The 26,093-nt window shown below is 72.6% G+C and carries 23 protein-coding genes; 16 read left to right on the forward strand and 7 right to left on the reverse strand.

Features of this window, described 5'->3' with window-relative positions; genetic code table 11:
- Position 1 precedes the first annotated feature (1 nt).
- Positions 2 to 985 (forward strand): hypothetical protein, encoded by a 984-nt coding sequence (locus ACGFI7_RS03305; protein WP_393398517.1) that lies wholly within the window; start codon positions 2 to 4, stop codon positions 983 to 985.
- The gene (locus tag ACGFI7_RS03310) at positions 982 to 1,734 is read left to right on the forward strand and encodes a WXG100 family type VII secretion target (RefSeq protein WP_393398519.1); all 753 of its coding nucleotides are present in this window, start codon (positions 982 to 984) and stop codon (positions 1,732 to 1,734) included. Before ACGFI7_RS03305 ends, ACGFI7_RS03310 begins: the two co-directional genes overlap by 4 nt.
- Before the next feature lie 21 nt (positions 1,735 to 1,755).
- Here the strand turns inward: ACGFI7_RS03310 and eccB are convergent, their stop codons facing one another.
- Positions 1,756 to 3,186 carry a type VII secretion protein EccB gene (eccB, locus tag ACGFI7_RS03315; protein ID WP_393398521.1) on the reverse strand — a complete coding sequence of 477 codons (1,431 nt, stop codon included), beginning with the start codon at positions 3,184 to 3,186 and terminating at the stop codon, positions 1,756 to 1,758.
- Positions 3,187 to 3,283: 97 nt separating this feature from the next.
- Between eccB and ACGFI7_RS03320 the strand changes: the two genes are divergently transcribed.
- Positions 3,284 to 3,667 carry a hypothetical protein gene (locus tag ACGFI7_RS03320; RefSeq protein ID WP_393398523.1) on the forward strand — a complete coding sequence of 128 codons (384 nt, stop codon included), beginning with the start codon at positions 3,284 to 3,286 and terminating at the stop codon, positions 3,665 to 3,667.
- A 5-nt stretch (positions 3,668 to 3,672) separates the two neighbouring features.
- Positions 3,673 to 4,935 carry a WXG100 family type VII secretion target gene (locus tag ACGFI7_RS03325; RefSeq protein ID WP_393398525.1) on the forward strand — a complete coding sequence of 421 codons (1,263 nt, stop codon included), beginning with the start codon at positions 3,673 to 3,675 and terminating at the stop codon, positions 4,933 to 4,935.
- A 637-nt stretch (positions 4,936 to 5,572) separates the two neighbouring features.
- On the opposite strand, the gene ACGFI7_RS03330 is transcribed toward ACGFI7_RS03325, so the two are convergent.
- Complete coding sequence (locus ACGFI7_RS03330) at positions 5,573 to 10,561, reverse strand: FtsK/SpoIIIE domain-containing protein (protein WP_393398527.1); 4,989 nt, start codon at positions 10,559 to 10,561, stop codon at positions 5,573 to 5,575.
- A 355-nt stretch (positions 10,562 to 10,916) separates the two neighbouring features.
- Here ACGFI7_RS03330 and ACGFI7_RS03335 point away from each other — a divergent pair, with 355 nt between their 5' ends.
- The 12 genes from ACGFI7_RS03335 (at position 10,917) to ACGFI7_RS03390 (ending at position 21,182) form a co-directional block, all read left to right on the forward strand.
- Positions 10,917 to 11,582 carry a hypothetical protein gene (locus tag ACGFI7_RS03335; protein WP_393398529.1) on the forward strand — a complete coding sequence of 222 codons (666 nt, stop codon included), beginning with the start codon at positions 10,917 to 10,919 and terminating at the stop codon, positions 11,580 to 11,582.
- A gap of 1 nt (position 11,583) precedes the next feature.
- On the forward strand, positions 11,584 to 12,300 hold the full coding sequence (locus tag ACGFI7_RS03340) for a hypothetical protein (RefSeq protein WP_393398531.1): 717 nt from the start codon (positions 11,584 to 11,586) through the stop codon (positions 12,298 to 12,300).
- Entirely contained in the window at positions 12,297 to 13,592 is a 1,296-nt protein-coding gene (locus tag ACGFI7_RS03345; RefSeq protein ID WP_393398533.1) for a CpaF family protein, read from the forward strand. Before ACGFI7_RS03340 ends, ACGFI7_RS03345 begins: the two co-directional genes overlap by 4 nt.
- A gap of 2 nt (positions 13,593 to 13,594) precedes the next feature.
- Complete coding sequence (locus tag ACGFI7_RS03350) at positions 13,595 to 14,437, forward strand: type II secretion system F family protein (RefSeq protein WP_393399592.1); 843 nt, start codon at positions 13,595 to 13,597, stop codon at positions 14,435 to 14,437.
- A complete protein-coding gene (locus ACGFI7_RS03355) occupies positions 14,430 to 15,350 on the forward strand; it encodes a type II secretion system F family protein (RefSeq protein WP_393398535.1) in 921 nt (306 codons plus the stop codon). Before ACGFI7_RS03350 ends, ACGFI7_RS03355 begins: the two co-directional genes overlap by 8 nt.
- Positions 15,351 to 15,578 (forward strand): hypothetical protein, encoded by a 228-nt coding sequence (locus ACGFI7_RS03360; RefSeq protein ID WP_393398537.1) that lies wholly within the window; start codon positions 15,351 to 15,353, stop codon positions 15,576 to 15,578. It begins immediately after the preceding gene.
- Entirely contained in the window at positions 15,575 to 16,003 is a 429-nt protein-coding gene (locus ACGFI7_RS03365) for a TadE/TadG family type IV pilus assembly protein (RefSeq protein WP_393398539.1), read from the forward strand. The genes ACGFI7_RS03360 and ACGFI7_RS03365 overlap by 4 nt, the downstream gene beginning before the upstream one ends.
- Entirely contained in the window at positions 16,000 to 16,392 is a 393-nt protein-coding gene (locus ACGFI7_RS03370) for a TadE family protein (protein WP_393398541.1), read from the forward strand. The genes ACGFI7_RS03365 and ACGFI7_RS03370 overlap by 4 nt, the downstream gene beginning before the upstream one ends.
- The gene (locus ACGFI7_RS03375; protein ID WP_393398543.1) at positions 16,389 to 16,799 is read left to right on the forward strand and encodes a flp pilus-assembly TadE/G-like family protein; all 411 of its coding nucleotides are present in this window, start codon (positions 16,389 to 16,391) and stop codon (positions 16,797 to 16,799) included. The genes ACGFI7_RS03370 and ACGFI7_RS03375 overlap by 4 nt, the downstream gene beginning before the upstream one ends.
- 74 nt (positions 16,800 to 16,873) lie before the next feature.
- On the forward strand, positions 16,874 to 19,663 hold the full coding sequence (locus tag ACGFI7_RS03380; RefSeq protein WP_393398545.1) for a BTAD domain-containing putative transcriptional regulator: 2,790 nt from the start codon (positions 16,874 to 16,876) through the stop codon (positions 19,661 to 19,663).
- Positions 19,660 to 20,259 carry a hypothetical protein gene (locus ACGFI7_RS03385; protein WP_393398547.1) on the forward strand — a complete coding sequence of 200 codons (600 nt, stop codon included), beginning with the start codon at positions 19,660 to 19,662 and terminating at the stop codon, positions 20,257 to 20,259. Before ACGFI7_RS03380 ends, ACGFI7_RS03385 begins: the two co-directional genes overlap by 4 nt.
- The gene (locus ACGFI7_RS03390) at positions 20,256 to 21,182 is read left to right on the forward strand and encodes a hypothetical protein (RefSeq protein ID WP_393398549.1); all 927 of its coding nucleotides are present in this window, start codon (positions 20,256 to 20,258) and stop codon (positions 21,180 to 21,182) included. The genes ACGFI7_RS03385 and ACGFI7_RS03390 overlap by 4 nt, the downstream gene beginning before the upstream one ends.
- Before the next feature lie 54 nt (positions 21,183 to 21,236).
- On the opposite strand, the gene ACGFI7_RS03395 is transcribed toward ACGFI7_RS03390, so the two are convergent.
- The 5 genes from ACGFI7_RS03395 to ACGFI7_RS03415 all read right to left on the reverse strand — a co-directional run bounded on the left by ACGFI7_RS03395 (position 21,237) and on the right by ACGFI7_RS03415 (position 26,078).
- Positions 21,237 to 21,737, reverse strand: a complete 501-nt coding sequence (locus ACGFI7_RS03395) for a methylated-DNA--[protein]-cysteine S-methyltransferase (protein WP_393398551.1) — start codon at positions 21,735 to 21,737, stop codon at positions 21,237 to 21,239.
- Positions 21,734 to 23,158, reverse strand: coding sequence for an AlkA N-terminal domain-containing protein (locus tag ACGFI7_RS03400; protein WP_393398553.1), 1,425 nt, complete (start codon positions 23,156 to 23,158; stop codon positions 21,734 to 21,736). Before ACGFI7_RS03400 ends, ACGFI7_RS03395 begins: the two co-directional genes overlap by 4 nt.
- 75 nt (positions 23,159 to 23,233) lie before the next feature.
- Positions 23,234 to 24,175: an NYN domain-containing protein gene (locus ACGFI7_RS03405; RefSeq protein ID WP_393398555.1), complete on the reverse strand. Its 942-nt coding sequence runs from the start codon at positions 24,173 to 24,175 to the stop codon at positions 23,234 to 23,236.
- Positions 24,176 to 24,282: 107 nt separating this feature from the next.
- Positions 24,283 to 24,495, reverse strand: coding sequence for an acyl-CoA carboxylase subunit epsilon (locus ACGFI7_RS03410; RefSeq protein WP_393398557.1), 213 nt, complete (start codon positions 24,493 to 24,495; stop codon positions 24,283 to 24,285).
- A complete protein-coding gene (locus ACGFI7_RS03415) occupies positions 24,492 to 26,078 on the reverse strand; it encodes an acyl-CoA carboxylase subunit beta (protein WP_393398559.1) in 1,587 nt (528 codons plus the stop codon). The genes ACGFI7_RS03410 and ACGFI7_RS03415 overlap by 4 nt, the downstream gene beginning before the upstream one ends.
- Positions 26,079 to 26,093 lie beyond the last annotated feature (15 nt).

Genomic DNA, 26,093 nt, shown 5'->3' on the forward strand with positions numbered 1-26,093 from the left:
GATGGGCAACGACTGGCCGACATTCCCTTCGTTCGGCTCCGACGGCAAGGCGTCGTCGGGGATCTCCTTCACCAAGGACGAGCTCGCCAACGCCGGGAACCAGATCACCGGCCAGACGGAGCTCATCGGCACGCTGCAGGGCAACTCCGGCAAGCTGCCCGTCCCCTGGCCGCACTTCGGGGTCCTCGGCCTGGGCGTGCACAACGCCCACCAGAAGGCCATCGACAGCCAGCGTGAGGCACTGGAGAGGGCCCGCGACGCGCTCGCGTCGTGGGATCCGGCGCTGCGCTCGGCCGACAGCAACTACCGGAAGGCCGACGACGACAGCGGCGGCTGGGATCCCAACAACCTGGGGGGCGGCGGCGACCTCGGCGGCCTCGGCGGCATGGGCGACCTGGGGAACAACATGCCCGGCCTCGACGAGACCGGGCTGCCCGAGACGCCGGACCTGACCCAGCCGGATCTCACGCAGCCGGACACCGACCTGCCGGGGACCGACCTACCAGGCGCCGGCGACCCCTCCACCGGCCTGCCCGACGGCAGCCTGCCCGGGACCGGCCTGCCGCAGCAGAACCTGCCGACCACCCAGCCGGTGGACATGAGGGTGCCCGACCTCGACTCGGCGCTGAACCCCAACAAGACCGATCTGTCGGCCCACCAGCCCACGATGCCGAACGGCCTCACCGCCGACCCCAACGCCAACGGCAACGCCAACGGCAACGGGAACGGCCGCGAGGGGGGCACCTCCGGGGGTGGCGCCTCGGGATCGAGAATGGGCTCCAACGCGCTCGGCGCCGGAGCGCTTCGGGGCGCGGGCGGGGCCGGCTCGCCGATGATGCCGTTCATGCCGATGGGAGCGGGCGCCGGGGCGGGCAGCGCCGACGAGCGCGACCGTGAGAAGACCGTCGGCCTGGCCGAGGACGAGGGCGTCTGGGGCGGTGAGGAGGACATCGCGCCTCAGGTGATCGGACAGGAGGACGTGTGAGCTTCTTCAAAGAGGTCTACTGGACGGCGGCCGGGACGGCCACGGCAGCCGCGTTCATGATCGGGCAGCCCTGGGCGTTCTACGTGGCCAGCGGCATCGGCACCATGATCTCCGATCCCGAGGGCATGACCGAGTCGGCGCAGCACTGGCGCACGGCCGACCGGAACGGCGCGACGACGGAGCTCGACGACCTGACCACCCAGCTCGCCTCGCTGAAGACGCAGCTGAAGGACCAGGGCACGTGGGAGGGCGAGGCGTTCACCGCCTTCGACGAAATCCACACCAGCTACACCGAGTCGGTCAAGCAGCTCAAGGAGATCAGGAACGCCACCGGCGACGCCGTCGACTCGTCGGCCACCTTCTACAAGTGGGGCGCCGTCTTCTGCCAGACCATCGCTCTCGGCATGATGGCCCTCGGCATCGCCAAGATGATCGCCAAGGCCAGCCCCGTCAGCGCGGTCATCGCGGAGGGCGTGGCCGCCACCTTCGGCAAGATCACCCTGACGGCGGTCAAGCAGGTCCTGTGGAAGCAGCGCTGGGTCGCCGGCGGCCTGGGCATCGCGCTCTACACGGCCGTGAACATGAGCGAGGCGGCCGGCAAGGTCTTCCCCACGCTCAAGGCCATACCGACCGAGATGTCCATGATGGAGGGCGGCAAGCTGAAGCCCTTCATGAACGACGGCATGACCTACGACGAGAACACGGGCGCTCTCCTGCCCAAGGTGGACGACTCGCTGGCCCAGATCTGAGACGCCCCGGCACGGGGGCGTCTACTGGGTGGCCTGCCGGATGGGCGCCACGTCCTGCACCGGCGTCCTGGCCGCCGCCGGGTCCAGGGCGGGCCCCTCGGGGATCAGCCACAGCAGGTGGGAGGGCACCGGCGCGACGTCCGAGGCGTCGTACCCGAGCTTCTCGACGAGATCGGCCGAGGTCAGCGGGAACCGCTTGCCCTGGTCGGTGATGAGCGAGTACTGCTGCACCGCCGACAGCTGCCCGTCGCCCGGCAGGGTCCCGGCCAGCACCGCGCCGCCCGGCGGCAGCAGCACCTGGTCGACCTTGTCCGCCCCGGTGCTCGACGACGGCGTCGGGATGCCGATCCGGCTGCCCGTGGTCAGTACGGCCTTGGTCGAGCCCTTCTCGGTGTCCTCGTACACGGCGCAGAGCGGAGCCGACACCCCGGGCGAGCGGAAGGACGGCATACCCGCCGGGAGCCCGCTGTCGAGCATGCGGCGCCCGGACGCCTTGGCGGCGTTGGCGGTCGCCGCGTCGATCGGCGTCTCGCGGACCGGGGCGCGGCCGTAGGCGACCTTGCTGGCCGGGTCCATGAGCAGCAGCATGGCCTGGGTCTGGTCGATCGGCGCGAGACCGTCGGCGAGCAGGACGTACCACCGCTCCTTGCCGCCCGCCACCGACTCCACCTTGTAGACCTGCCCGACCCTGGACGTCCTGCCGTCCGGGCCGGGGACCTTCTTGCCGCGCTGGGTGATCTTCGGCGCGGCGAAGTCCACCCCCTCCGGGATGGCGTTGATCCACGAGGGCGGCACCCGGCGCGGCGTCTGGTCGGTGAGCCGGCTCACGTTGGTCACCCGCATGCGGTGGTTGGCCCACAGCACCCAGCTCTGCTGCCCGTCGCTGACGACGAGCGCCTCGTCGCCCACGGGCTTCCCGCCGAGGTCCGTACCGGCCACGAGCGTCACGAACGGCTTACGCACCCCCGCCGCGTCGGCCCCCTCCACCACGCACGCCGACCACGGGGCCTTGACCAGCCGCTCCTTGGCCGGCAGCGAGTCGGGGGCGCCCGGGATGCCGACCTCCCGCCCGCGGGCGAAGCCGGCCAGCGACTCGGCCGAGACCGTCCTGACCTTGATCTCCTCACTGTCGAGCAGCAGCCGCCCGGACACGTAGTTGGCCACCGGTTGCAGTTCGGCGGTCCGCTGGTTGTAGACGTAGGAGGCGCCGGTCTCCTCCTCGACCAGCAACTGCCCGGCGGCGGTCAGCTTGGTGGCGTTCCCCGGGTTGAGCAGCCCCCAGATCCCGAAGGCGGCGATGATCAGGACTGCCACCAGGAGTCCCGCGAACGTCGCCACGTTCTGCCGCCGCATGGGCGATTCGGGCAGATCGGGTTCTCCCTGCAGCAATGCCAAACCCAGACGTTGCGTCATAAGGCGATGCGCCTGGTAGAGATCCTTCTGGGTCTGCATAGCGCCTTATGTTACGCAAGTTGAATGTGTGTCTTCTGTACGGAAAAGCAACTGTTCGAGTAAGGTGCTTGATCGAGTACCCGAAGGGGGAGGTCTCGTGGGAGCAACGAAACCGCCGGAGGATTGGCCGGGTCTGGTAGCCGAGCGGGACGGGGTCGGCTACGACAAGACGAAGATCGCTAACGTGGCCGGGGCGCTGCGCGAAATCATGAAGCCCATCAACGGCGTCGGCTACGGCGAGTACCAGGGCTCCATCCAGGACCTGAGCATCCACGGCTCGCTTTCCGAAGCGCGCATGCAACTGCGCAGCATCGACCGCTACGAGAGCGGCGAGACGTTCGCCACGACGCTGGAGACCGCGCACCGGGAGTTCCTCAACGTGTACGAGGACGTCCTCAAGAACTTCGGCATCGCCATCGCGCTGATCGACGCCGGAGCCGGCAACTACGGGGTCACCGACATCGCCAACCAGGGGGTGTGAGCGAGATGGGGGAGACCACGCAGGAAACCCACGTCATCAAGCCGGGGTCCGGCAGCTGGGGCGTCGAGACCGGCGACCGCAACGTCGAAGAGGTCGTGACCTTCATCAAGGGCTTCAACGCCGCGAGCATCAGGCAGGCGGCCGGCTCCTACAAGGACGCCCAGGAAGCCGTCAACACGGCCAGGGAAGCCATCAAGGAGCAGGCCGTCAAGCTCGCCCAGGTGTGGGAGGGCGAGGCCTCCGTCGAGGCCCAGACGGCGCTCGGCATCCTGTACGTGACGATGGGCGAGCTCGCGAACAAGCTCGGCGCGATGCACTCGCCCGTCGAGAACCTCGCCACCGTGGTCACCAAGCACCAGGAGTTCATCGACGACACCTGGAAGGGCGTCATGCCCACCTGGGTGAACCAGGACCTCGGCAGCTGGAACGACAGCATCACCGACTACTACAGCACCTACACCGGCTACTACGAGGGCAACAACGCCACCGGCAAATGGGGCTCCCAGGACGAACTGGCCGGCCACCACCTGCAGATCTTCGCCAACGACCTCACCCGCGTCCACCAGGACATCCCGGACAAGGTCGAGAAGAACCTCCGCGACCTCAAGCCCCCGACGACCACCGAGGACGGGCCGCTCCAGATCACCTACCCCACGGGCGACACCGGCGGCGGCGGCTTCACCCCTCTCTCGTACGACGGCTCCGGCCTGAACGGCGGCCCGAACGGCATCGGCGACACCGACGGCCCCTCCTTCAGCCCGTACGACCCGAACACCGGCCTCACGAACCCCGACGGCACCGGCATCGACCCGAACGGCACCTACCCTCCCGGCACCACCGGACCCAGAGGCTCCACCACCACCACCGGCGGTGGCACCCACCCCTCGGTCGACACGACGGGCCTCAACCGCAACCCCTCAGGAACCGGCACCAACCCCACCACCCTGGCCGACTACACCCCCACCACCGGCTACACGCCCCCCGGCGCCACCCCGACGTCCACCGCCTACAGCACCCCCACGACGTCATCCACACCCGGCACCGGCACCGGCACCGGCACGGGCGGCGGCCTCCTCCCCGGCCAAGCCACCAGCCTCGGCACCCGCTCAGGCACCGGCCCCGGCATGCCCTTCCTCCCCATGGGCGGCGCAGGCGCAGGAGCCGGCGGCGCCGGTGACTCCCGCGACCGCGAATCCACGACGTGGCTCCACGAGGACGACGACGTCTGGAACGACGACACCGGCTCGGTCAACAGCCGCATCGGCTAACCCCCCGCCCCCAAACACAGGCGCCACCCCGCCCACCCACAGCACTACAACCGGGCACACCCTGGGTGGGGAGGCGGCGGCCTGCCGATGGGACACGTACACCCACGTCACCCCAGCTCCGCCCCGCCTGCGCCACTCGGCCTGCTGGTGAGCACATACGCTCACCCCCGCCCCGGGCGTCCGTCGGCGCCCGGCTGGGAAGACGACGTCCAACCCCGGGCACGTACCCTCGCCCTCACCACCCCGAGCCCGCCAGGCACGCGCTCGCCGAGAAGCAGCCCCGCAGTATTCCCCTTGGGGTGACCCGCTGCCAAGCAGCCCGGTGGTTCAGGTGGCGCCGGGGAGGGGCCCGTTAGCGGTACGCGGGATTGCCGAGAACAGGCCTCGCAGTATTCCCCTTGGGCGACCCGCTGCCAGGAAGCCCCGGTGGTTCAGATGGCGCCGGGGAGGGGCCCGCCAGGCACACGCGCTCGCCGAGAAGCTGGGCCCCGCTACATTCCCCTTGGGTGACCCCCGCCAAGAAACCCCGGTGCTGAGGAGGTGCCCGGGAGGGGGCCGTGACAGTACGCGGGATCGCCGAGAGACAGGCCCCCCAGCAAGGCCCATCAGATGACCACCGCCAAGAAACCCCAGCGGGTCAGGTGGGTCCAGGGAGGGCGGTTTGGATGGGGGTGATGGTGCCGGTGGTTATGAGGAAGCCGCGTCCGGGTGGGCCGCCTACCGTGCCTCGGGGGAGGCGGATGTTGAAGAGGTCGCCGTCCGCCTGACCCTGGACCGACAGCAGGAGCCCCGTGCGGGACTTGCGGGTCTCGGCCACGAAGCCGCGGTAGGCGACGGCCAGGTCGCCGGTGGTGCCGGCGACGAGCAGGCCGTGGTCGCCGTCCCGCCCGGACCGGAGCACCTCCTCCAGCGCCGTGCCCAGCGGGGAGTCGGGGTTGATCAGCTCGGCGTCGTCCACCAGCACGACGTACTGGCCCAGGTCGGCGACCAGTTCGGTGAGCTGGGTCGCGTCGCCGTCGAGCACCGCCAGCGCCCCGTCCAGGTCACGCAGGGGGCTCCGTCGCGGGGTCACGGCGATCACCGGGGTGCCGCGCGAGATCAGCGACCGGGCCGCCGTGAGCAGGGCGGACGACCGGCCGGAGCGCGACGGGCCGGCGATCACCGCGCCGGGACCGTACGCGAGCAGGTCGAGCCCGAGCGGCGCGAGCGCGTCGCCGCCTGCCCCGATCAGCGCCCACAGCGGTGACGGCGGGCTGAACGCGGAATCGAGGGCGAGCGCCTCGGCCGCGGTGACGCGCATGGGCAGCGCGTCGACCCGCAGCGGACGCCCCTCGCCGAAGACGCGTCCGACGGTACGGGCCAGCGCCTGCAGGGCCGCAACCTGCGCCGGACCGGAGGGGTCGGGGGAGAGCAGGGCGATGTGGTGCTCGACGATGCCGTGGTCACCGAGGGACAGGGCACGGCCCGGCGGGATCGACGACGGCAGGCCCTTGATCGGGAATCCGGCCAGGCCGTAGTCGGAGGGATCGGACAGGCGCAGGAGCAGCCGGTCTTCGAAGATGGTCGACACCTGGCCCAGCAGCCCTGACCGGTCGCTGGTGATCACCGCGCGGAGGCCCACGGCCGGGCCCTCGCGCAGCAGCTGGAGCAGCGCCTCGATCAGGCGCCCGTAGTCGTAGCCCTCGAACGCGGCCACGAAGCCCTCCCAGCGGTCGAGCATGAACACCAGCCACGGGAGCCGGTGACCCGCCTGACGGTATTCGGCAAGAGAGGCGTGCCCGGCCTCGGCGAGGAGCTGCTGGCGGCGGGCGATCTCGGCCCTGAGCCTGCTGAGCAGGCGCTCGACCCGGTCGAGCTGGTCACGGGTCACCACCGCCCCGCAGTGCGGCATCGCCACCAGCGGCAGCAGCGCCCCCGATCCGCAGTCGATCGCGTGGACGTGCGCGTCGGCGGGGGAGACGTGCGCCGCGATGGACCCGGCGATCGTCCGCAGGGCCGTCGACCTGCCGCTCCGTGCGGCCCCCGCGATCAGCAGGTGGCCGCCGTGGGCCAGGTCCAGCGCCAGCGGCCGCCGGTCCTGCGCCCATGGCCGATCCGTGATCCCGAAGGGCAGCGGCGTCACCTCGGCGAACCCGTCGTCGTCCGGCACCGGCCCCATGCCCTTCACCCGGGCGGGACCACCACCGCCGCGGAACGGAACCCCGGCGGCGCTGAGCGGCATCCCCGTCGAAGCCTCCTGCGGCGTCCCCCGGACGTCATCGCCGCCCGCTGCCCGGAGCGGCGCCGACCGCGCCACCCCGGACGCACTCCCACCGGAAGCCCCTTCGCCTCCGGACGCACTCCCACCGGAAGCCCCTTCGCCTCCGGAGGCTCGCCCCGCGAGGTCCGCACCCGCCCCGGCGCCCCGAGCACCTTCGTCCCCAGAGGCGCTCCCACCCGCTCCGGCGCCCCGAACACCTTCGCCTTCCAAGAATGCGCCTCCCAGACCAGGGGAAGCCGGCAGTGGCAGGACGACCTGGCTGGGCAGCGGGTCGAGCCAGGGACTGGGCTGTGGGGGAACGCCCGCCAGCCGGGCCGCCTCGATCAGGGCGTCCGTGATCAGCGTCAGGTCGGTGACCGCCGCGTCCTCCTCCGGCTCGGGAGGCCGGGGCAGCGCTCTGCCGACCGCGCGCCAGCCCACGTCGATCACGCGCACACCGGCGGCCGGGCCGTCGAGGGGCCCGGCGGCCGGGGCGCGGCCGCCGACCCGGGCGGTCTGCACGGCGGAGGCCGGGCCCATCCCCGAGCGCACGTAACACCGTCCGGGGGTGTTCTTCGAGATGTGGGCCGCGTCGGGCAGGTCGATGACGTCCGCGGACTCGGCCGGCTCGGTCACCCGCAGCGCGATCCGGAGCGAGGTGTTGGCCTGGATGTCGGCCGTGACCACGCCCGCCGGCCGCTGGGTGGCGAGGATCAGGTGGATGCCCAGCGAGCGGCCGCGCCGGGCGATGTCGACCAGGCCGGTGACGAAGTCGGGCAGCTCCGCCACCAGCGCCGCGAACTCGTCGATGATGAGCACCAGGCGGGGCATCGGCGTGGCGCCCGCGTAGTCCTCGATGTCCTTGGCCCCGGCGGCGAGCAGGAGGCGTTCGCGGCGGCGGATCTCGGCGGCCAGCGAGTCGAGGGCGCGCCGCGTCAGGTGGCCGTCGAGGTCGCTCACCATGCCGACCGTGTGGGGCAGGCGGGTGCACTCCTTGAAGGCGGCGCCGCCCTTGTAGTCGATCAGCACGAACGTGAGCTGGTCGGGCCGGTTGGCGACGGCCAGGGCGCAGATGAGCGTCTGCAGCAGCTCCGACTTGCCCGCGCCGGTGGTGCCGGCGATCAGCGCGTGCGGGCCGTCGACCCGCAGGTCGACCGCGAACGGGCCGTCGGGGTCGAGGCCGATCACCACGTCGGTGGCGCCCCGGTCACGCCATCCGGCGGCCAGCTCGCGGCCGGTGGCGGAGCGCAGGCCCAGCAGGTCGAGCAGGCGCACCGCGTCGGGCAGATTGCCCTCGGTGTCCTGCCGGCTCACGTCGCGGATCGGGGCGAGCGCCCTGGCCAGCCGGTCGCACCAGGACCGCGACACCCGGTCGGACAGCACGGGACCGATCACGTCGAGGCCGCCGCCGCGCAGCACCACCCGGCCGTCAGGCCCGCAGGCCGCGACCGTGGCGCACTCCTCGGGCAGCAGCCGCTGGTCCTCGTCGACGGCGAGGGTGTAGACGCCGGCCCGCGGCCCCTGCCGCAGCACCTGCGGCATGCCCGGCAGGCCGCGCAGCGCCTGGGCCCCGTCGACCACGACGAGCACGTCGTACGGGCGGGTGTCGAAGGCGGCGAACGCCGGAGGCTCCGGCCCGCCCAGGTCGTCCCAGCCCGTGGGGACCTTGCCGAGCTCGGGGATCGCGGTGTTCTGCCGCTCGTCGATGAGCGCGGCGAGCTCGCCCACCCGCCTGGCCGCGGACTCGGGGTCGGCGCCGATCAGCGCGACGCACTCCTCGGCGCCGCGCGGCGCGCAGTGCGGCAGCCAGCGCGCCCAGCCCCACCGGCGCTCCCCGTCGGGGTGCGCCGACAGGATCACGATGGCCAGGTCACGCGGGCTGTGCAGGGTCGCCGCCTGGCCGACCAGCCATCCGGCCAGGCCGGTGGCGCTGTCGCGGGGGCCGGTGACGCCGGCGACCCCGAGCCTGCGCATCGGCAGGCAGACCGGCACCGCCCGGCAGACGGGCGGGTCGACCGGGGCGCCCTGCTCCTCGGTCAGCTCCAGGTTGGCGGGCAGGTCGGCGAGCCCCACCCGCAGCCGCAGCGCGTCGTCGTCGTGGATGCGCCGCTCCCACAGCCGCCGGCGCGGGCCGATGGCGGTGAGCAGCACCTGGGCCGGGTCGGGCGAGTCGGACCGGCGCCGCCGCTCGTCGGCGGCCCTGGCCGCCTCCACCTCGTCGTCGTAGGCGGCCAGCAGCTCGCGGTATTCCTTCATCGCCTTGCGGTGCTGCTTCTTGCCGTGGCGGCGGTCGCTCCACCACTGGCCCACCATGATGACCGGCGTCATCAGCGCGAACAGCAGGAAATACCACTGGTTGAGCACGTACGCCAGGGTCACGCCGATGACGGCGGGCAGGAACGCGGCCAGCAGCTGCAGCCGCATGCCCTCGGCGCGGGTGGGCTCCTTGGGCTTCCTGAACGTACGGGGGACGTCGGGGCGGCGCAGCCGGGGCGGGCGGTTGTAGGCCACGCCGCCCTCCAGCCGGGGCGTCAGGTGGGCGTCGCGGGGCTCGATAGGGGTCAGCGTGAACAGCGACGAGCCGCAGGCGAGCAGCGTGTCTTCGGGCCAGTCGACGGCCTCGCCCAGCGGGACGGAGCCCAGCTCGGGCGGCGGCCTGCCGGCCTCGGCCGTGAACTCGGCGGCCTCACGCTCCGCGACCCTGGCCGAGAGCTCGGCGACCTCGTCGGCCCAGCGGCCCTTGAGCTTGACCCTGGCCTGCTGGGGGGCCGCGCGCAGGGCTCGCTCCACCGTGATGGCGTCGGGGGTCACGCGGACGATCACCGCTTCGGGGGCCAGCTCGGGGTCGGCCACGACGATGGCGCACATGGGGTCGGCGCCGATGACGTGCGAGCCCAGGCCGAGCCGGTGCACCGCCCCGGCGGCCGGGCCGCCGACCACGCGGATCTCGGCGACCCCCGCGGGCTCCTCGACGATCGTGGCCCGGGCGAGCCGCGCGTCGAGGGTGACCTTGTCGCCGTCGTGGAGCACGGCCTTGGCGGGGGCGCGCGGGTCGAGGGGCCGGCCGTTGCGCCAGAGCACGGCGGGCCCCTGGGCGAGGCCGGTGGGGCGGTCGGGGCCCGGCGGGGGAGCCGGCCGGTGGTCGTCGTGGGCGGGGCGCCGCTGGCCGGGGACACGGCCGGGCAGGGTCGGCCCGCCGAGCGGGTCGGGCGGCGCCGGGGACGACATGCCGTAGGGGGCCCGGGCCCTGGGCAGGCGGACCACGGGAGCGAGCGGCCCGCGGTCGCCGAGCGCCTCGCTCACCGTGGCCACGGTGGCGGCGTCGTCGCCGTCGATCACGACGTCACGGTCGCCCCGCTCGCCGAGCACGGTGAGCATGATCCGCATGAGCCGTCTCCTCGGTCGGATTCGGGCGCCAAGGTAACGCCCGGAGCGAGGCTAGACCCTGGGGTTGACGGCAATGGCATGGATTACCGGCCCTGTGGATAACCCCGCCAGGCAGATGCCGCAGGTTGCAGGGATAAATCGCCAAAAAACCCGCGATAAAGTGCCGGGCCGTATTTCTGGGCCTCATATCGAGATCAATCATGGCCGTCAACCCGGTAGAAACAATAGGCATTGATTATGGCTGGTTGACATGCGTCACCTGCGAAACCAGCATGGTTCCTCGCATTCGCCCCCCACCTCTGCAATGCGATGCACATAATGGCGGGCATTGGACAATTCACTCGTGGGAGCCCGATTGAGGACCAGTGAAAAGCCCGCCGTCAACGCGGCCGGGTTGTCAGGCCCGGCCTCGCGCAAGCTTCCCGTGCCGCCGCGCGAGCGCAAACCCGCCCTGGCCGCCCTCGCCGTGCTCCTCATCCTGGGCGGCGCGCTGGCCACCACCCTCCTCGTGCTGCGCAGCGGCGACCGCGTCTCCGCGATCCGCGTCACCGAGCAGATCGGCGCCGGCCAGCAGTTCACCGCGGACGCACTGGAAGAGGTCCAGGTCGCCGACACCGGCGTCGACTTCGTCAGCTGGTCGCAGCGCGAGCAGGTGCTCGACAGCTTCGCGGCCGTCACGATCCTGCCGGGCACGCTCCTGACGAACGCGATGGGCGTCAAGGAGAGCGCCGAGCTCGGCCCCGGCAAGGCCATGGTGGGCCTGGCGCTCAAACCCGGCCAGATGCCCGCGGGCCTGCGCGACGGCGACCGCGTCCAGGTCGTGTACGTCCCGGCCCGCGGCAGCGAGGACGACAGCCGGGTGCTCGCCCAGAACGCCCTGGTCCACAGCGTCGGCGAGCGCGGCAGGACCGGCGCCGGCGGCCAGGTCACCGTGATCGTCGACAACCAGGTCTCGCCGGTGGTGCTCCGCTACGCCTCCAGCGGCGAGATCGCCGTGGCCGAGTTGCCGGGAGCGCGCTGACGTGGCCCTCATCGTGCTGGCCGCCGACAAGGGCGCGCCAGGGGTGACGACCGCCGCCACGGCGCTGGCCGCGGTGTGGCCGCGGCCGGTGCTGCTGGCCGAGTGCGACCCCGCGGGCGGCGACCTGGCCTACCGGCTGCCGTCCGCCGACGGCGGCGTGCTCAACCCCGCCAAGGGCCTGCTCACGCTCGCCGCGACGGCCCGGCGCGGCCTCGACCCCACGCAGATCCACGCGCACACCCAGAAGATCATCGGAGGGCTCGACGTGCTGGTCGGTCTCACCCACGGCGAGCAGGCGGCCGGGCTCACCTGGCTGTGGGGCCCGCTCGGGCGGGCCCTGGCCGGCATCCACCAGGCCGACGTGATCGCCGACTGCGGCCGCCTGGGCGCCTGCCCGCAGCTCGGCGACCTGATGGCCGAGGCCGACCAGGTGGTGCTGCTCACCCGCGCCACCCTCGACCACGTCGCCCACCTGCGCGAACGCCTGTCGATCAGCAAGGCGCACGGCGTCGTGGTGATCGCCGATCCGCGCAGCTACCGCGCCTCCATCGAGGAGGTGCGCCGCATCGTCGGCCCGTACGTCGGGTTCGTGCACGGCCTGGCCCACGACCCGAAGGGCGCCGAGCTGCTGCGCGGCCAGTGGGGCGGCAGGCTCGACCGCTCGCTGCTCATCCGTACGGCCCGCGACCTCGCCGGACGGCTGGTGAGCCCCCGATGATCGACCACGCCCTCGTCAAACGGTTCCGCCAGGAGGTCGGCGACCGGCTGGCCCACCAGCGCAGGCTCGACCAGGCCAACGGCATGCCGCCGATGACCGGCGAGGACGAGCGCCAGTTCGCCAGGGCGCTGATCTCCCAGGTGCTGGAGGAGCACGCGCGCAGCGAGATCGGCCTCGGCCGCACCCCGCCCACCGTCGAGGAGGAGGAGGCGCTCGCGGCCGGCATCCACGCCGCCCTGTTCGGCGTGGGCCGCCTGCAGCCGCTGCTCGACGACCCCGAAGTGGAGAACATCGACATCAACGGCTGCGACCGCGTGTTCGTCAGCTACGCCGACGGCCAGGAGCTCATGCATGAGCCGGTGGCCGAGTCCGACGAGGAGCTGACCGAGCTCATCCAGATCCTCGCCGCCTACTCGGGTCTGTCGAGCCGGCCTTTCGACACCGCCAACCCGCAGCTCGACCTGCGCCTGCCCGACGGGTCGCGGCTGAGCGCGGTGATGGACGTGACCGTGCGGCCCGCGGTGTCGATCAGGCGCGCCCGGCTCGGCAAGGTCTTCCTCTCCGACCTCGTCGGCAACAACACGATCAGTCCGGAGATCGGCCGTTTCCTGACGGCCGCGGTGGCCGCCAGGAAGAACATCATGATCGCCGGGTCCACCAACGCCGGCAAGACCACCCTGCTGCGCGCGCTGGCCAACGAGATCCCGGCGGGCGAGCGCCTCATCACCGTCGAGCGCGCCCTGGAGCTCGGCCTCGACCAGTTCGCCGAGCTCCACCCGAACGTGGTCGCCTTCGAGCAGCGCCTGCCCAACTCCGAGGGCCAGGGCGAGATCACCATGGCCGAGCTGGTCCGCAGGTCGCTGCGGATGAACCCGAGCCGCGTCATCGTCGGCGAGGTCCTCGGCGACGAGATCGTCACCATGCTCAACGCGATGACCCAGGGCAACGACGGCAGCCTCTCGACCATCCACGCGAACTCCAGCATGGAGGTCTTCAACCGCATCGCCACCTACGCGCTCCAGGCCGGCGAACGGCTGCCGATCGACGCCACCCACATGCTCATCGCCGGCGCGATCGACTTCGTCGTCTTCATCGAGAAGCGCAACGACTACCACCGCGGCGGCACCCTGCGCCGCTTCGTCTCCAGCGTCCGCGAGGTCAACGGCTGCGACGGCCGCGTGCTGTCCAGCGAGATCTTCATCCCCGGCCCCGACGGGGCCGCGGTGCCGCACGCGCCGATCTCCTGCCTGGAGGAGCTCATGGCGCACGGCTACCACCCGGGAGGCTGGTGACCATGCCGGGCCTCGACCCGCTCGCCCTGCTGACCGGTGCCGCCGTCGGCGGCGGCCTGTTCCTGCTCGTGATCTCCCTGTACGGGATGCGCCCCCGCCCCGCCAAGCCCAAGCGCCATCTCCTCCAGACGCTGACCACCCGCACCGCGGTGGCCGCGGTCGCCTCCCTCGCGGTCCTGCTGGTCACCGGCTGGCCCGTGGTGGCGGTCGGCACGGTCCTGCTGGTGTTCGCCTGGCGCGGCCTGTCCGGCGGCGCCGCCGAGGAACGTGCCGCCATGCGCCGCCTGGAGGCGCTGGCCGCCTGGACCGAGTCGCTGCGCGACACCATCGCCGGCGCCGCCGGGCTGGAGCAGGCGATCCCGGCGTCCATCCGGGCCGCCGCGCCCTCGCTCCGCCCTCACCTGCGCGCGCTGGTCGACCGCCTGCACACCAGGATGGCGCTGTCCGACGCGCTCAGCCGGTTCGCCGACGACCTCGACGACCCGTCCGCCGACCTGGTCGTGGCCGCGCTCGTGCTCAACTCCAAGCTGCGCGGCCCCGGCCTGCGCGACGTGCTGGGCGCGCTGGCCGTGTCCGCCCGCGAGGAGCTCGACATGCGCCGCCGCGTCGAGGCCGAGCGCCGCGCCACCCGCCGCAGCGTGCAGATCGTGGTGATCACCGCACTGGTCTTCGCGGCCCTGCTGGTCGTCTTCAACCCCTCGTACGTGGGCGAGTACGACAACCTGCTCGGCCAGGCCGTGCTCGTGGTGGTCGCCGGCCTGTTCGGCGCCGGGTTCGCCTGGATGCGCCGGCTGGCCAGGTTCGACAAGCCCAGCCGGCTGCTGATCGGAGGCGACCATGGTTGAGGGCGTGCTGGCCGGCGGCGTGGTCGGCCTGGGTCTCTTCCTGCTCGTACGGGCAATCTTCCCGGCCCGCCCCGGCCTGGTGGCGCGGCTGCTGGCGCTGGACGCGGTCCGCGAGAGCGCCGACGCCCCGCGCATCAGCCTCCTGCTGCCCGAGGAGCAGGTCGGCGCGTTCCGCCGCGGCCTCGGCGCGCGGCTCGCGGCGCTGTACGCGGCCCGCGGCTGGGAGGTGCGGTCGGTCAAGGCGGACCTGGCGCTGGTGGGCCGCTCCTTCGAGGGCTTCCTGGCGACCAAGGCGCTGCTGGCGGCCAGCGGGCTGCTGGCGTTCCCGCTGCTGTTCGGCTGGCTGCTGCTGATGGGGCTGGGGGCGTCGGCGACCGTCCCGTTCTGGGTGGCGGTGCTGGCGGCGGCGGTCTTCTTCTTCCTGCCCGACGTGCAGGTCCGCAAGGAGGCTGCGGCGCGGCGGCGCGACTTCCGCCACGTGGTCGGCGCGTTCCTCGACCTGGTGTCGATGAACCTCGCCGGTGGCCGCGGCGTGCCCGAGGCGCTCATGATGGCGGTCTCGGTCAGCGGCGACCAGCCCAACTGGGCGATGGCCCGCATCCGCGACGCGCTCAGCGGAGCCAGGATCGTCGGCATCACCCCGTGGCAGGCGCTCGGCCAGCTCGGCGAGGAGATCAACATCGACGAGCTGCGTGACCTGTCGGCGGCGCTCGGCCTGGTCGCCGACGACGGCGCCAAGGTCCGCTCCTCGCTCACCGCCCGCGCCGCGACGCTCCGGCGCCGCGAGCTGGCGGAGATCGAGGGACGGGCCGGCGAGCGCTCCCAGTCGATGCTGGTCGCCCAGCTCCTGCTCTGCGCCGGCTTCGTGATCTTTCTCAGTTTCCCGGCCGCTATGAAGATGTTGGGGTCATAAATGAACCATCCGTGGATCGTCTACGCCGTCGCGCTGCTGCACGTGCGCGTCCACCGGGCCCGTACCGCCCCGAGCCGAGGCGCCTCCGCCGTGGAGTGGGTCATCATCACGGCCATCATCGCCGGAGTCGCGCTCGGCCTCGCCACCCTCATCAGAGGGCTCGTCGAGGGCAAGCAGGCCGAGATCGAAGGCAGCTTCGGCGGCGGCGGTGGCGGCGGGGGCGAGTGAGCCGCCGGCGCCGGCGCGACGGCGGGGCGACCGTGGTCGAGCTGGCCCTGCTCATGCCCGTCGTGCTCGCCGTGGTGCTGCTGATCGTGCAGGTGGCGCTCTGGTTCCACGGCCGCCAGGTGGCCGAGGCGGCCGCGCGGGAGGGCGCCCGCGTGGCGCGCGCCGCCCCCGCCGACTCGGCCGGCTGGGAGGAGGAGGCCAAGGCGCAGGCCAGAGAGGTGGTCACGGCCATCGGCCCGCGGCTGCTGTCCGGCGCCGAGGTCACCACGGCCGAACGCGAGCCCGACGAGCGGCACGTCACCGTGACCGGCAGCGCCGTCCAGGTCATCCCGCTGCTGCCGGAGCTGGCCTTCACCATCACCGCCACCGCCGGCGGCCCGGTCGAGTGCTTCCGTCCCGACGACGGAGGGGAGGACTGCGGGTGAACGACCGTGACCGCGGTTCCATGGCGGTCGAGACCGTGCTGCTGGCCCCCGTGTTCCTGGTGTTCCTGCTGTTCCTGGCCGGAGCCGGGCGGCTGGTCGAGGCCCAGGGCGAGGTCAACGGCGCGGCCAGGGACGCCGCCAGGGCCGCCTCCGTCCAGCGCACGCTCGACGAGGCCCGCTCGGCCGCGACCCAGATCGCCACCGCCGCGCTCGAAGGTCAGTGCGCGGGCCCCGCGGTCTCGCTCGACGGCTCCCGCTGGGAAGAGGGCGGCGAGGTGCGCGCCGAGGTCACCTGTCAGCTCGACCTGGGCTTCCTCGGGTTCGGCGCGGCCAAGACCATGACCGGCACCGCGGTGGTGCCGCTGGAGCAGTTCAGGAGGGTCGAGTGAGGCGGCGCGATCGCGGGTCGATGTCGGTGTTCACCGTGCTCTTCTCCGTGGTGGTGTTCCTGCTGGCCGGGCTGCTCGTTGATGGCGGGGCGGCGATCAACGCCCGGCTGCGCGCCGCCGACATCGCCGAGCAGGCCGCCAGGGCCGCCGCCGACCGGGTCGACGTGGACCAGCTGCGCGAGACCGGCCAGGTCCAGCTGCTCGGCGAGGCCGAGGTGTGCGCCAGGGCGGGCGAGGTGCTCGACGCGCACGGCGACGACGGCGTCGCGCTGGCGGGTTGCACCGTCGACGGCGAGCAGGTCACGGTCGCCGTCCGGGTGCCCTGGACCGCGTTCTTCCTGGGCGCGATCGGCTTTCCCGGCTCCGAGATGGAGGCGGAGGCCGCCGCGGCCCCCGAGGCGCGGTGAGCCAGACCGATTCCGGCCGGTCGATGGAGAAGAGACCGGCGAGTCGGGACGCTGGACGTGAGAAGGGAGTGGCGATGCCAGGTCCGGCCCAGCACGCGCGCAGGCGGGCACCCGCCCGTACGCCCACGCGTACTCCCGCGCGTCCTTCCGCGCGGACCCCGGTGCGCATCCCCGCCCGACGCCGCCCCGGCGACGTGCTGGCCGGGATCGGCGCGCTCGTGCTGCTGCTGGCGCTCGTCGGCGGCGTCCCGTACGCGCTGCTGACGTTCGTCGGGCCGCCGGTCGGCCCCGAGCTGCTGGACCTCGACCTGCTCACCACCCGCGTCGGCCCCAGCACGATCACGGCGCTGCTGATCCTGTTCGTCTGGCTGGCCTGGCTGCAGCTGTTCGCGTGCGTGCTGGTGGAGGTGTACGCGGGCGTGCGCCGGGTCGGGATGCCGGCCAGGGTGCCGCTGTCCGGCGGCACGCAGCTGCTGGCCAACAAGCTCGTCACGGCCGCGCTGGTGCTGTTCACCGCGAGCGCCGCGGTGGCGCCGATCGCCAGGCTGGCCGGCCCGCCGCCGACCATCCCGCCGGTGACGGCCGTCGCGTTCACCGCCCCGGTCGTCGAGCAGCAGGTGGTCGACAACCACCGGACGAAGAAGGTGTACGTGGTGCAGCCCCCGCACGGCCGTCACCACGAGAGCCTGTGGGAGATCGCCGAGAAGTGCCTCGGCGACGGCCGGCGCTACCCCGAGATCTTCCGGCTCAACCAGCACAAGGAGCAGCCCGACGGAACCCGGCTGCGGATGGCCGACCTGATCAGGCCGGGATGGGTGCTCGACATGCCCGACGACGCCCGCAACACGCACCTCGTGCCCGCCGGTCAGGCCAGGGCGCAGACGCTCCAGGAGCACCCGGGGCTCCCCAAGAAGGACCGAGCCGCCGAGGAGAGGGTGCACGGCGTCGAGCGCAAGGCCGACGGCGGCGCGGACAACCAGCGGGGCTCCGACGACCAGCGGGACGACCGGCGGAAGACCGAGCGCGGGTCCGGCGACCGGACCGCGACCGACCAGCGGGCCGACCAGCCCACCGACCAGCTCGCCGACCAGCAGGCGGGCGGTTCGGCGCTGCTGGACTTCCTGTCCGGGGCGTCGCTGGCCGCCGCCGGCCTGCTGGCCCTGCTCGCCGTGCGCCGCCGCGAGCAGCTGTGGCGCCGGCTGACCGGACACCGGGTGGCCCGCCCACAGGGTGACGCGGCCGACGCGGAGGTGGCGCTCAGGCTGGGCGCCGACAAGCCCGGCGCGCGCGTCCTCGACCTGGGGCTCCGGCTGCTCGGCGCCGAGCTGGGCGCCCAGGGGCGCACCCCGCCCACCGTCTACGCCGCCCACCTGTCGGCGCGCTCGCTCGACCTGTGGATCCACCCGCCCGACGAGCACCCGCCCGCCCCGTGGATCGCCGACGACGGCGGTCAGGTCTGGCGGCTGCCCGCGCACGAAGGCCGCCTGCTGGAGGACCCGCGGGGCGGGGCCCCGTACCCGGGTCTGGTGTCGATCGGGACCGACCGGAGCGGCCGGGTGCTGGTCGACCTGGAGGCGGCGCAGGGTCTGATCAACATCCGCGGCCCGCAGACCACGGCGGCGCTGGCCGCGCTCGCGGTGGAGCTGGCCACCAACCGGTGGTCCGACCGGATGCGGATCACGCTCGTCGGGTTCGGCGAGGAGCTGACCGCGATCGCCCCCGACCGCGTCAGGGCCGTCGGCGGCCTGGCCGAGGTGCTGCCGGAGCTGGAGGCGGGCGCCGCCCCGCGCAGGGAGGTGCTCACCGGCCGCATCACCGGACGGCCCGGCGTCGCCCACTACCTGCTGTCGGCGGTGGCGCCCAGCCACGACGAGGCCCGCCGCCTGGCGCTGCTCGCCCGCAACGACTCGGCCGGCTACGTGGTCGCCGGCGACGTGCCGCACGCCACCTGGACCTGGGAGATCACCGAGGACGGCCTGGCCAAGCTGCCCGAGCTGGGCTTCGAGGTGAAGGCCCAGCTGCTGCCGCGCCGCCACTACCGGGCGCTGGTCGACCTGTTCCGCACCGCGGACCGGCTCGACGGCGAGCCCATCCCCGGCCCTGAGCCGCTGGCGGACCTCCGCCCGCCCGCCGTCGAGATCAGGATTCTCGGCCCCGTCGAGGTCGCCGGGGCGCCGCCGCTCGAAGAGGGCAGGCTGGCGCTCGCCGCCGAACTGCTCGTCTATCTCGCCACCCACCCGGGCGGCGTGCACCCGGTCGTGCTCGGCGGCGTGCTGTGGCCGCGCGGCGTGCAGCCCATGGTGAGGGACGCCACGATCGCCCGCGTCGCCGCCTGGCTCGGCCACGACCACCTGCGCGCCGACGCCTCCGGACGGCTCTCGCTCGGGCCAGGCGTGCGCACCGACTGGGCGCTCTTCCGCGAGCTGGTACGCCGCTCGCACCGTGATCGGCTGGCCGGGGCCGTCCTCCTGGAGAAGGCGCTCGGCCTGGTCAGGGGCCCGCTGCTGGCCGGTCGGCCGCCGGGCAGATACGCCTGGCTGGCGGCCGACGCGCTGGAGTACGACGTGGTCGCCGAGGTCGCCGACGCGGCACACCGGCTGTGCGAGATCCGGCTCACCGAGGGGGAGCCGGACGCCGCGATCGCCGCCGTACGGGCCGCGCTGCTGCTGGCCACCGACGACGAGAGCCTCTGGCGCGACCTGCTGCGCGCCGCCCACGCGACCGGCGACCTGGCCCGGCTGCGGGCCGTCATCGAGGGGCTGACCCGGCGCGCCGCCGGCGGCCTCGCCGCCGAAACCGAGGCGCTCATCGACGAGCTGCTGCCGTCGTGGCGCGTCCACCTCGTCAGGGAGTCCACCGCATGAAGACGATCACGGCCGCGCTCGCGCTCCTGCTGCTGGCGGGGTGCGGGCAGGCCGCCGAGCGGCCCTACCAGCCGCGTGAGCAGGCCGCGCCGGCCACCGGCGCGGCCAAGGCGTCGCCCACCGCGACGCGTGAGGCGTCCGACCGGCCGGCGTCCGCCGAGGTCGGCGACCTCCGGGTGCGGTTCGACTGGCCTCGCCAGGACACCGCGCTGCTGCGGCTGTTCCCCGACTACTACCTCGCCAAGTACCGGGCGGTCTTCTCCGGCGACGACGGCTACCTGCGGCACGCCGACTCCATGTTCAGGGAGTCCGCGATCCGATGGGTGCGCAGGTTCACCGACGAGGGCTACGCGGTGGCCGGCCGGTCGCGGCTCTACAGGATGAAGGTGAACGCGGTCGTCGGCAGGGGCGCCGAGATCGACGTCTGCGTGGACGAGACGGAGATGCGCGTCGTCGCCGGGTCCGGCGAGCCGGCCACGCCGCAGCCCACCTCCATCCGCACCCCCTACCTGCAGCGGGTGCTCGCCCACAAGGGCGACGACGGCAGGTGGCGCATCAAGCAGATCGCCTACGGCACGGAAGGATGCGGACGATGAAACCGCTGATCGCGCTGGTCGCCGCCGGGGCGCTGCTCCTCGGCGGCGCGCCCGACCCCCCGAACGAGGACGTCAAGGCCAGAGGCACTCAGCAGGGCCGCACGGCGGGCGTCGTCCTGGAGCACTCGAAGATCCGCATCACCGGCGACGTCGGGAACGGCCGCAACGACGGCTACGTGATGAAGAGCCCCTGCTGGTACGAGCCGGGCCTGGACGCGGAGAAGATGTTCGAGCAGATGTCCGACCCGGTGGCCAACCGCGGCCGGGCGGTGGCCGACGAGGAGGGCTTCCGCAAGTTCATCCAGCAGTTCAAGGACAAGCTTGGACAACCCGGGCTGTGGTGGTCTCCGGCGTACAACAGCGGCGACCCGAGGGGCGCCGCCTGCTGGGCGGGGCTGCAGCAGTTCGTGTTCGTGCCGCCCAACGAGACGCCGCCGAGCGGCATCACGTTCGAGGAGCTGGCCGAGATCGCCAGGGCCGCGCTGACGGTGCCGGAGGGCAAGGTGGCGCTGAACCCGGACGCCAAGAGCTACGTCAACCTGCCGACGTTCGTCTGGCTGGAGGGCGTCGGCGACACCACCCGCTCGGTGACCGCGACCCTGCCGGGCGTCATGAGCGCCACGGTGACCGCGACTCTGCAGGACATCCGGATCGACGCGGGCACCGGCTCCGACCGGGCCGAGGTGCGCGAGAAGGGCTGCGGGGCGGCGGGCCGGCAGTACGAACGGGGGGCGGAGTTCACCTGCGGCGTGCGCTATCTGCGGGCCTCGATCGACCGGCCGCGCCAGGTGTACGAGCTGACGGTGACCAGCGTGTGGCCGGTGGCCGTCACGGGCGGGGCGGACGTGCAGTTCGACCCGATCGAGGTGGAGGTGTCCAGGGACGTGCCGGTGGGCGAGGTCCAGAGCAACGTCAGGCCGTGAACATCGGGCCCACGCCGATCGGCGTGGGCCCGTGGTCACCGGCTCGGGCCCTGGTCAGCGGCGTCCGGACTCGTGGGCGAGCAGCCGCTCCTTGACGGCGGTGCCGTAGTAGTAGCCGCCGAACCCGCCCGTGCTGGGCAGGACGCGGTGGCAGGGGACGAACGGGGCGATCAGGTTCTGGGCGCAGGCGCCGCCCGCCGCCCTGGCCGCCGACCTGGGCAGCCCCGCGCGTTCGGCCAGCTCGGCGTAGGTGACCGTGGTGCCCGCCTTGACCTCGCGCAGGGCCTGGTGGAGCGCCTTGCGGCGGTGCGAGCCGGGCTGCTCGACCGGGATCTCGTCGAGGGCGTCGAGGTCGCCGGCGAAGTAGTCGCGCACGGCCCGTGACACCGGGCCGAGGTCGTCGACCACGGTCATGCCTTCGGCCTGGAGGGCGGGGGCGAGCCTGACGAACATCTCCTTGGGCTCGCGGGTGAAGCCGGCCGCGACGATCACGCCGTCGCGGACCAGCACGGACAGCTCTCCCACCGGGGTGGGCAGGACCTGAGCGTCGATCATCGATGACTCCAGAGGTGCAGGGCGGCGTAGGCCCGCCAGGGCCGCCACCGTTCGAGGTGATCCTTCGGGATGCCCAGCTCGGCCATGCGCCGGTCCAGCACCAGGTCGCCGGTGGGCCAGGCGTCGGGGTCGCGCAGCGCGCGCAGGGCGATGTATCCGGCGGTCCACGGGCCGATGCCGGGGACCGCGAGCAGTTCCTTGACCGCCTCGGCGGGCTCCTGACCGCCGTCGAGGTCGATCTGGTCGCCGGCCACACGGGCGGCCAGCGCTTTCAGGGTGGTGATGCGCCGGCCGGTCAGCCCGAGCCCGGCCAGGTCGGCGTCGAGCAGCTCACCGGCCGTGGGGAACAGGCGCCCGCCCGCCCCCGCGCGCTCGACGAGGCGGCCCAGCAGGGTGCGGGCGCCCGCCACGGAGATCTGCTGGCCGACGACGGCCCGGACGGCGAGCTCGAATCCGTCGAACGTGCCCGGCACCCGCAGCCCCGGCCGGGCCGCGACGAGCGGGGCCAGCGAGGTCCGGCCGAGCGCGTCGCCGATGGCCTCCGGATCGGCGTCCAGGTCCATCAGCCGCCGGCAGCGGGCCACGATGCGGGCGAGCTGCCGGGTGTCGTCCACCGTCACGTCCAGCGCCAGATGGCCGGGGCGGGCGGTGAGGGTGATCGTCCCGCCGGGCAGGTTGCGGCTGTAGGCGGTGGCGTCCGCCACCTCCAGCCCCGGCACGGCACGCGCGGCGAGGAAGCCGAGGACCTGGGTCACGTCGTACGGCTCCCGCCGGTGCAGCCGCAGCCGCAGCGACGCGGCCCCCGGCTCGCCGGACGCGGACTGTACGGGCGCGGCGGTCCGGGCCCAGCCGCCTGCGGTGGCGCGCAGCTCGCTCGGCGGGAAGCCGTACGTGTCGCGCATGGTGGCGTTGAACTGGCGGACGCTGCCGAACCCGGCGGCGAACGCCACGTCCGTGACCGGCAGCGCGGTCTCCGTCAGCAGTTGCTTGGCCAGCAGCAGCCGCCGGGTCCTGGCCACCGCCAGCGGCCCGGCGCCGAGTTCGGCGACGAACAGCCGGTGCAGGTGCCGCTCGGTGATGTGCAGTCGCCGGGCCAGCCCGGCGACGCCGTCCTCGTCGGCGGCCCCGTCGTCGATCAGCCGCAGGGCCCGGCCGACGAGGTCGCCGCGGGTGTCCCAGCCGGGGTCGCCGGGTGAGAGCTCGGGCCGGCAGCGCTTGCACGGCCGGAACCCGGCCGCCTCCGCCGAGGCGGCATGCCGGTAGAACCGCACGTTCCGGGCGGCCGGCGTGCGGGCCGGGCAGATCGGACGGCAGTAGATGCGCGTCGTCGTCACCGCCGTGTAGAACCGCCCGTCGAACCGGGCGTCCCGCGCCGAGACGGCCCGGTAGCAGGCGTCGAAGTCGAGCTCCAAAGGCGACATGCCTCTGACACTATGCCTGCTCACGGGCGACGTCTGGCGGGAATCGGACCTGACCGTGAACGCCCAGGTCAGCGGCTACTTGGACGAGACGCCCACCCCCAGGTCGAACTCGCGGTAGACGCGCGCCCAGAACCCGTCACGCAGCCAGACCCGCGCCTCGGGGTAGGGCCGCAGCGAGTGGCCCAGCTCCTTCTCCGCCTCGATCAGCAGCTCGGTGTCGATCACGGTAGGCAGGATGGGACCGGGCAGCAGGTCGCGGATGTTGTCGCGACCCCGCGTCAGGATCCACTTCTGCGCGACGTGCTCGCCCACGTCCTCCACCCGTGGCCGGCTCGGCCCGAGCTTGGCCACCTGGCCCGGCTTGTGGTGCGGCTTGACCGGGGAACGGCCGGCGAACACCTGGGCGGGCGACGGCGCGGCCGCCGGCGGGGCGACGGGCACGGGTTGCGGAGCGCGGCTGAAAAAGGGCCTCAGGAAATCAGCGCTGATCACTTCCACGGTGTCGGACTCCCACACCAGCCGTTCGGCCTGGTTGGTGCCGTAGGGCGGCTCCACCCCCCACAGGTGGATGCGCACCCCGTACGCCTGCGCGGCCTCCACGGCGGGGACCATGTCCTCGTCGCCGGCCAGCAGGATCGTGTCGGTCACCGCATGGTGCCTGGCCAGCGCCTCCAGGTCACTCCTGATCTGCGCGTCCACGCCTTTCTGCTGGCCGCGGGCGTTCAGGTTGCCCAGCCGCACCTTCACCCACGACAACTGGGCGATGACCCGCTGGTCGACGGTGGGCACGCGATCACGGGCGGCGTCATACCAATAGATCCGCAAGAGCTCACCAGAAATACGTTCCTCTGCATGTTTCTGAAGACTCTGGATGAGCTCATCGGCGGCCACACGATATTCCTTGCGTTCCTTCGCTCCAAGCAGCACTTCCCCTGCGGCAGCGTAGAGATATCCGACGTCCACCAGGACGGCGTACTTCGCTGCCACAGGGTGCGGCACCAGGTCTGGGATGGCCATGATGTCCTCCAGGCCGCGGCGTTAGATGATCGGCCGACTATATACGCCTACTTTCTCTAGATAGTCCCAACTCCCGGGGAGATTGACACCCGATTCTCGGGATCGATCTAGGGCAGGGAGCTCATCCGCCAAGCCGCCTTCCCCGGCGTGAGAGGCTTACGCATGCTTCTCGCGGGGTTTCTCCATGATTGTGGCCGGGCCTGCGACGGGGCCTCAGGCGCGGCGGGCCGGGCGGCGAGCACGGCCACCAGGGCGGCGATCTCCTCCGGCGTGGCGTCGCCGCGCACGATGCGCAGCTGAGGGCGTGGTTGCTCGGTCACAGCGGGATGTTCCCATGCTTCTTCGGCGGCAGGGAAGCGCGCTTGTTGCGCAGGGCCCGCAGCGCCTTGACGATCTGCGCGCGGGTCTCGGAGGGGCGGATCACCGCGTCCACGTAGCCGCGCTCGGCGGCGATGTAGGGGTTGGCCAGCGTGTCCTCGTAGTCGGTGACCCGCTGGGCGCGCTCGCTGTCGGGGTCGTCGGCGGCGGCCAGCTCGCGGCGGTAGAGGATGTTGACCGCGCCCTGTGCGCCCATGACCGCGATCTGCGCGGTGGGCCAGGCGAGGTTGACGTCGGCGCCGAGGTGCTTGGAGCCCATGACGTCGTACGCGCCGCCGTACGCCTTGCGGGTGATCACCGTGACCAGCGGGACGGTCGCCTCGGCGTAGGCGTACAGGAGCTTGGCCCCGCGGCGGATGATTCCGTTCCATTCCTGATCGGTCCCCGGTAGGAAACCGGGCACATCAACAAAAGTCAGGATCGGAATATTGAAAGCATCACATGTTCGAATGAATCGAGCAGCCTTCTCGGATGCGTTGATATCCAGACATCCTGCGAAATGCATGGGCTGGTTGGCCACGACGCCCACCGGCCGCCCGTCCACCCGGCCGAACCCGACCACGATGTTCTGCGCGAAGAGCTCCTGCACCTCCAGGAACTCCCCGTCGTCGAGCACGTGCTCGATCGCCCGCCGCATGTCGTACGGCTGGTTGGCCGAGTCCGGGATCAGCGCGTCGAGCTCCTCGTCGGGGTCAAGGTCCTCGGCGGACTCGTACGCGGGAGCCTCGTCCAGGTTGTTGCTCGGCAGGTAGGACAGCAGCGACTTGACGTACTCCAGCGCGTCGGTCTCGTCGGAGGCCTGGTAGTGGGCCACCCCCGACCTGGTGTTGTGCGCGTGCGCCCCGCCGAGCTCCTCGAACGTGACCTCCTCGCCGGTGACCGTCTTGATGACGTCGGGACCGGTGATGAACATGTGGGAGGTCTGGTCGACCATGACCACGAAGTCGGTCAGCGCGGGGGAGTAGACGTGACCTCCGGCGGCCGCGCCCATGATGAGCGAGATCTGCGGGATCACGCCGGAGGCGTGCACGTTGCGCTTGAAGATCTCCGCGTACAGGCCGAGCGCGACCACGCCCTCCTGGATCCGGGCGCCGCCGCCCTCGTTGATCCCGATGATCGGGCAGCCGGTCTTCAGCGCCATGTCGATCACCTTGACGATCTTCTCGCCGTACACCTCGCCGAGCGACCCGCCGAACACGGCCACGTCCTGCGAGAAGACGCACACCTGGCGGCCGTCGACGGTGCCGTACCCGGTGATCACCCCGTCGCCGTAGGGACGCTTCTTCTCCAGGCCGAACATGCTCGAACGGTGCCTGGCGAACTCGTCGAACTCCACGAACGAGCCCTCGTCCAGCAGCGCCAGCACCCGCTCGCGGGCCGTCATCTTGCCCTTGGCGTGCTGTTTCTCGACGGCGGCCGCGGACCCGGCGTGCACCGCCTCGTCCCGCCGCCGCTCCAGATCGGCGATCTTCCCGGCCGTAGTGTGGATGTCCGGCATCGCCGGCATAGGTTCCGCAGCGCTCATGCGCGCAAGGGTAAA

Origin of the sequence: Nonomuraea sp. NPDC048826 (assembly GCF_043198225.1) — a bacterium.
In the GTDB taxonomy this organism is placed as follows: Bacteria; Actinomycetota; Actinomycetes; order Streptosporangiales; family Streptosporangiaceae; genus Nonomuraea.

Excerpts from the sequence above, each read along its gene's own strand:
- ACGFI7_RS03385 (WP_393398547.1), top strand. The coding sequence starts at position 19,660 with ATGAAGACGATCACGGCCGCGCTCGCGCTCCTGCTGCTGGCGGGGTGC.
- ACGFI7_RS03400 (WP_393398553.1), bottom strand. The coding sequence starts at position 23,158 with ATGTCGCCTTTGGAGCTCGACTTCGACGCCTGCTACCGGGCCGTCTCG.
- ACGFI7_RS03390 (WP_393398549.1), top strand. The coding sequence starts at position 20,256 with ATGAAACCGCTGATCGCGCTGGTCGCCGCCGGGGCGCTGCTCCTCGGC.
- ACGFI7_RS03415 (WP_393398559.1), bottom strand. The coding sequence starts at position 26,078 with ATGAGCGCTGCGGAACCTATGCCGGCGATGCCGGACATCCACACTACG.
- ACGFI7_RS03305 (WP_393398517.1), top strand. The coding sequence starts at position 2 with ATGGGCAACGACTGGCCGACATTCCCTTCGTTCGGCTCCGACGGCAAG.
- ACGFI7_RS03345 (WP_393398533.1), top strand. The coding sequence starts at position 12,297 with ATGATCGACCACGCCCTCGTCAAACGGTTCCGCCAGGAGGTCGGCGAC.
- ACGFI7_RS03330 (WP_393398527.1), bottom strand. The coding sequence starts at position 10,561 with ATGCGGATCATGCTCACCGTGCTCGGCGAGCGGGGCGACCGTGACGTC.
- ACGFI7_RS03380 (WP_393398545.1), top strand. The coding sequence starts at position 16,874 with ATGCCAGGTCCGGCCCAGCACGCGCGCAGGCGGGCACCCGCCCGTACG.
- ACGFI7_RS03325 (WP_393398525.1), top strand. The coding sequence starts at position 3,673 with ATGGGGGAGACCACGCAGGAAACCCACGTCATCAAGCCGGGGTCCGGC.
- eccB (WP_393398521.1), bottom strand. The coding sequence starts at position 3,186 with ATGCAGACCCAGAAGGATCTCTACCAGGCGCATCGCCTTATGACGCAA.
- ACGFI7_RS03405 (WP_393398555.1), bottom strand. The coding sequence starts at position 24,175 with ATGGCCATCCCAGACCTGGTGCCGCACCCTGTGGCAGCGAAGTACGCC.
- ACGFI7_RS03360 (WP_393398537.1), top strand. The coding sequence starts at position 15,351 with ATGAACCATCCGTGGATCGTCTACGCCGTCGCGCTGCTGCACGTGCGC.
- ACGFI7_RS03350 (WP_393399592.1), top strand. The coding sequence starts at position 13,595 with ATGCCGGGCCTCGACCCGCTCGCCCTGCTGACCGGTGCCGCCGTCGGC.
- ACGFI7_RS03355 (WP_393398535.1), top strand. The coding sequence starts at position 14,430 with ATGGTTGAGGGCGTGCTGGCCGGCGGCGTGGTCGGCCTGGGTCTCTTC.
- ACGFI7_RS03395 (WP_393398551.1), bottom strand. The coding sequence starts at position 21,737 with ATGATCGACGCTCAGGTCCTGCCCACCCCGGTGGGAGAGCTGTCCGTG.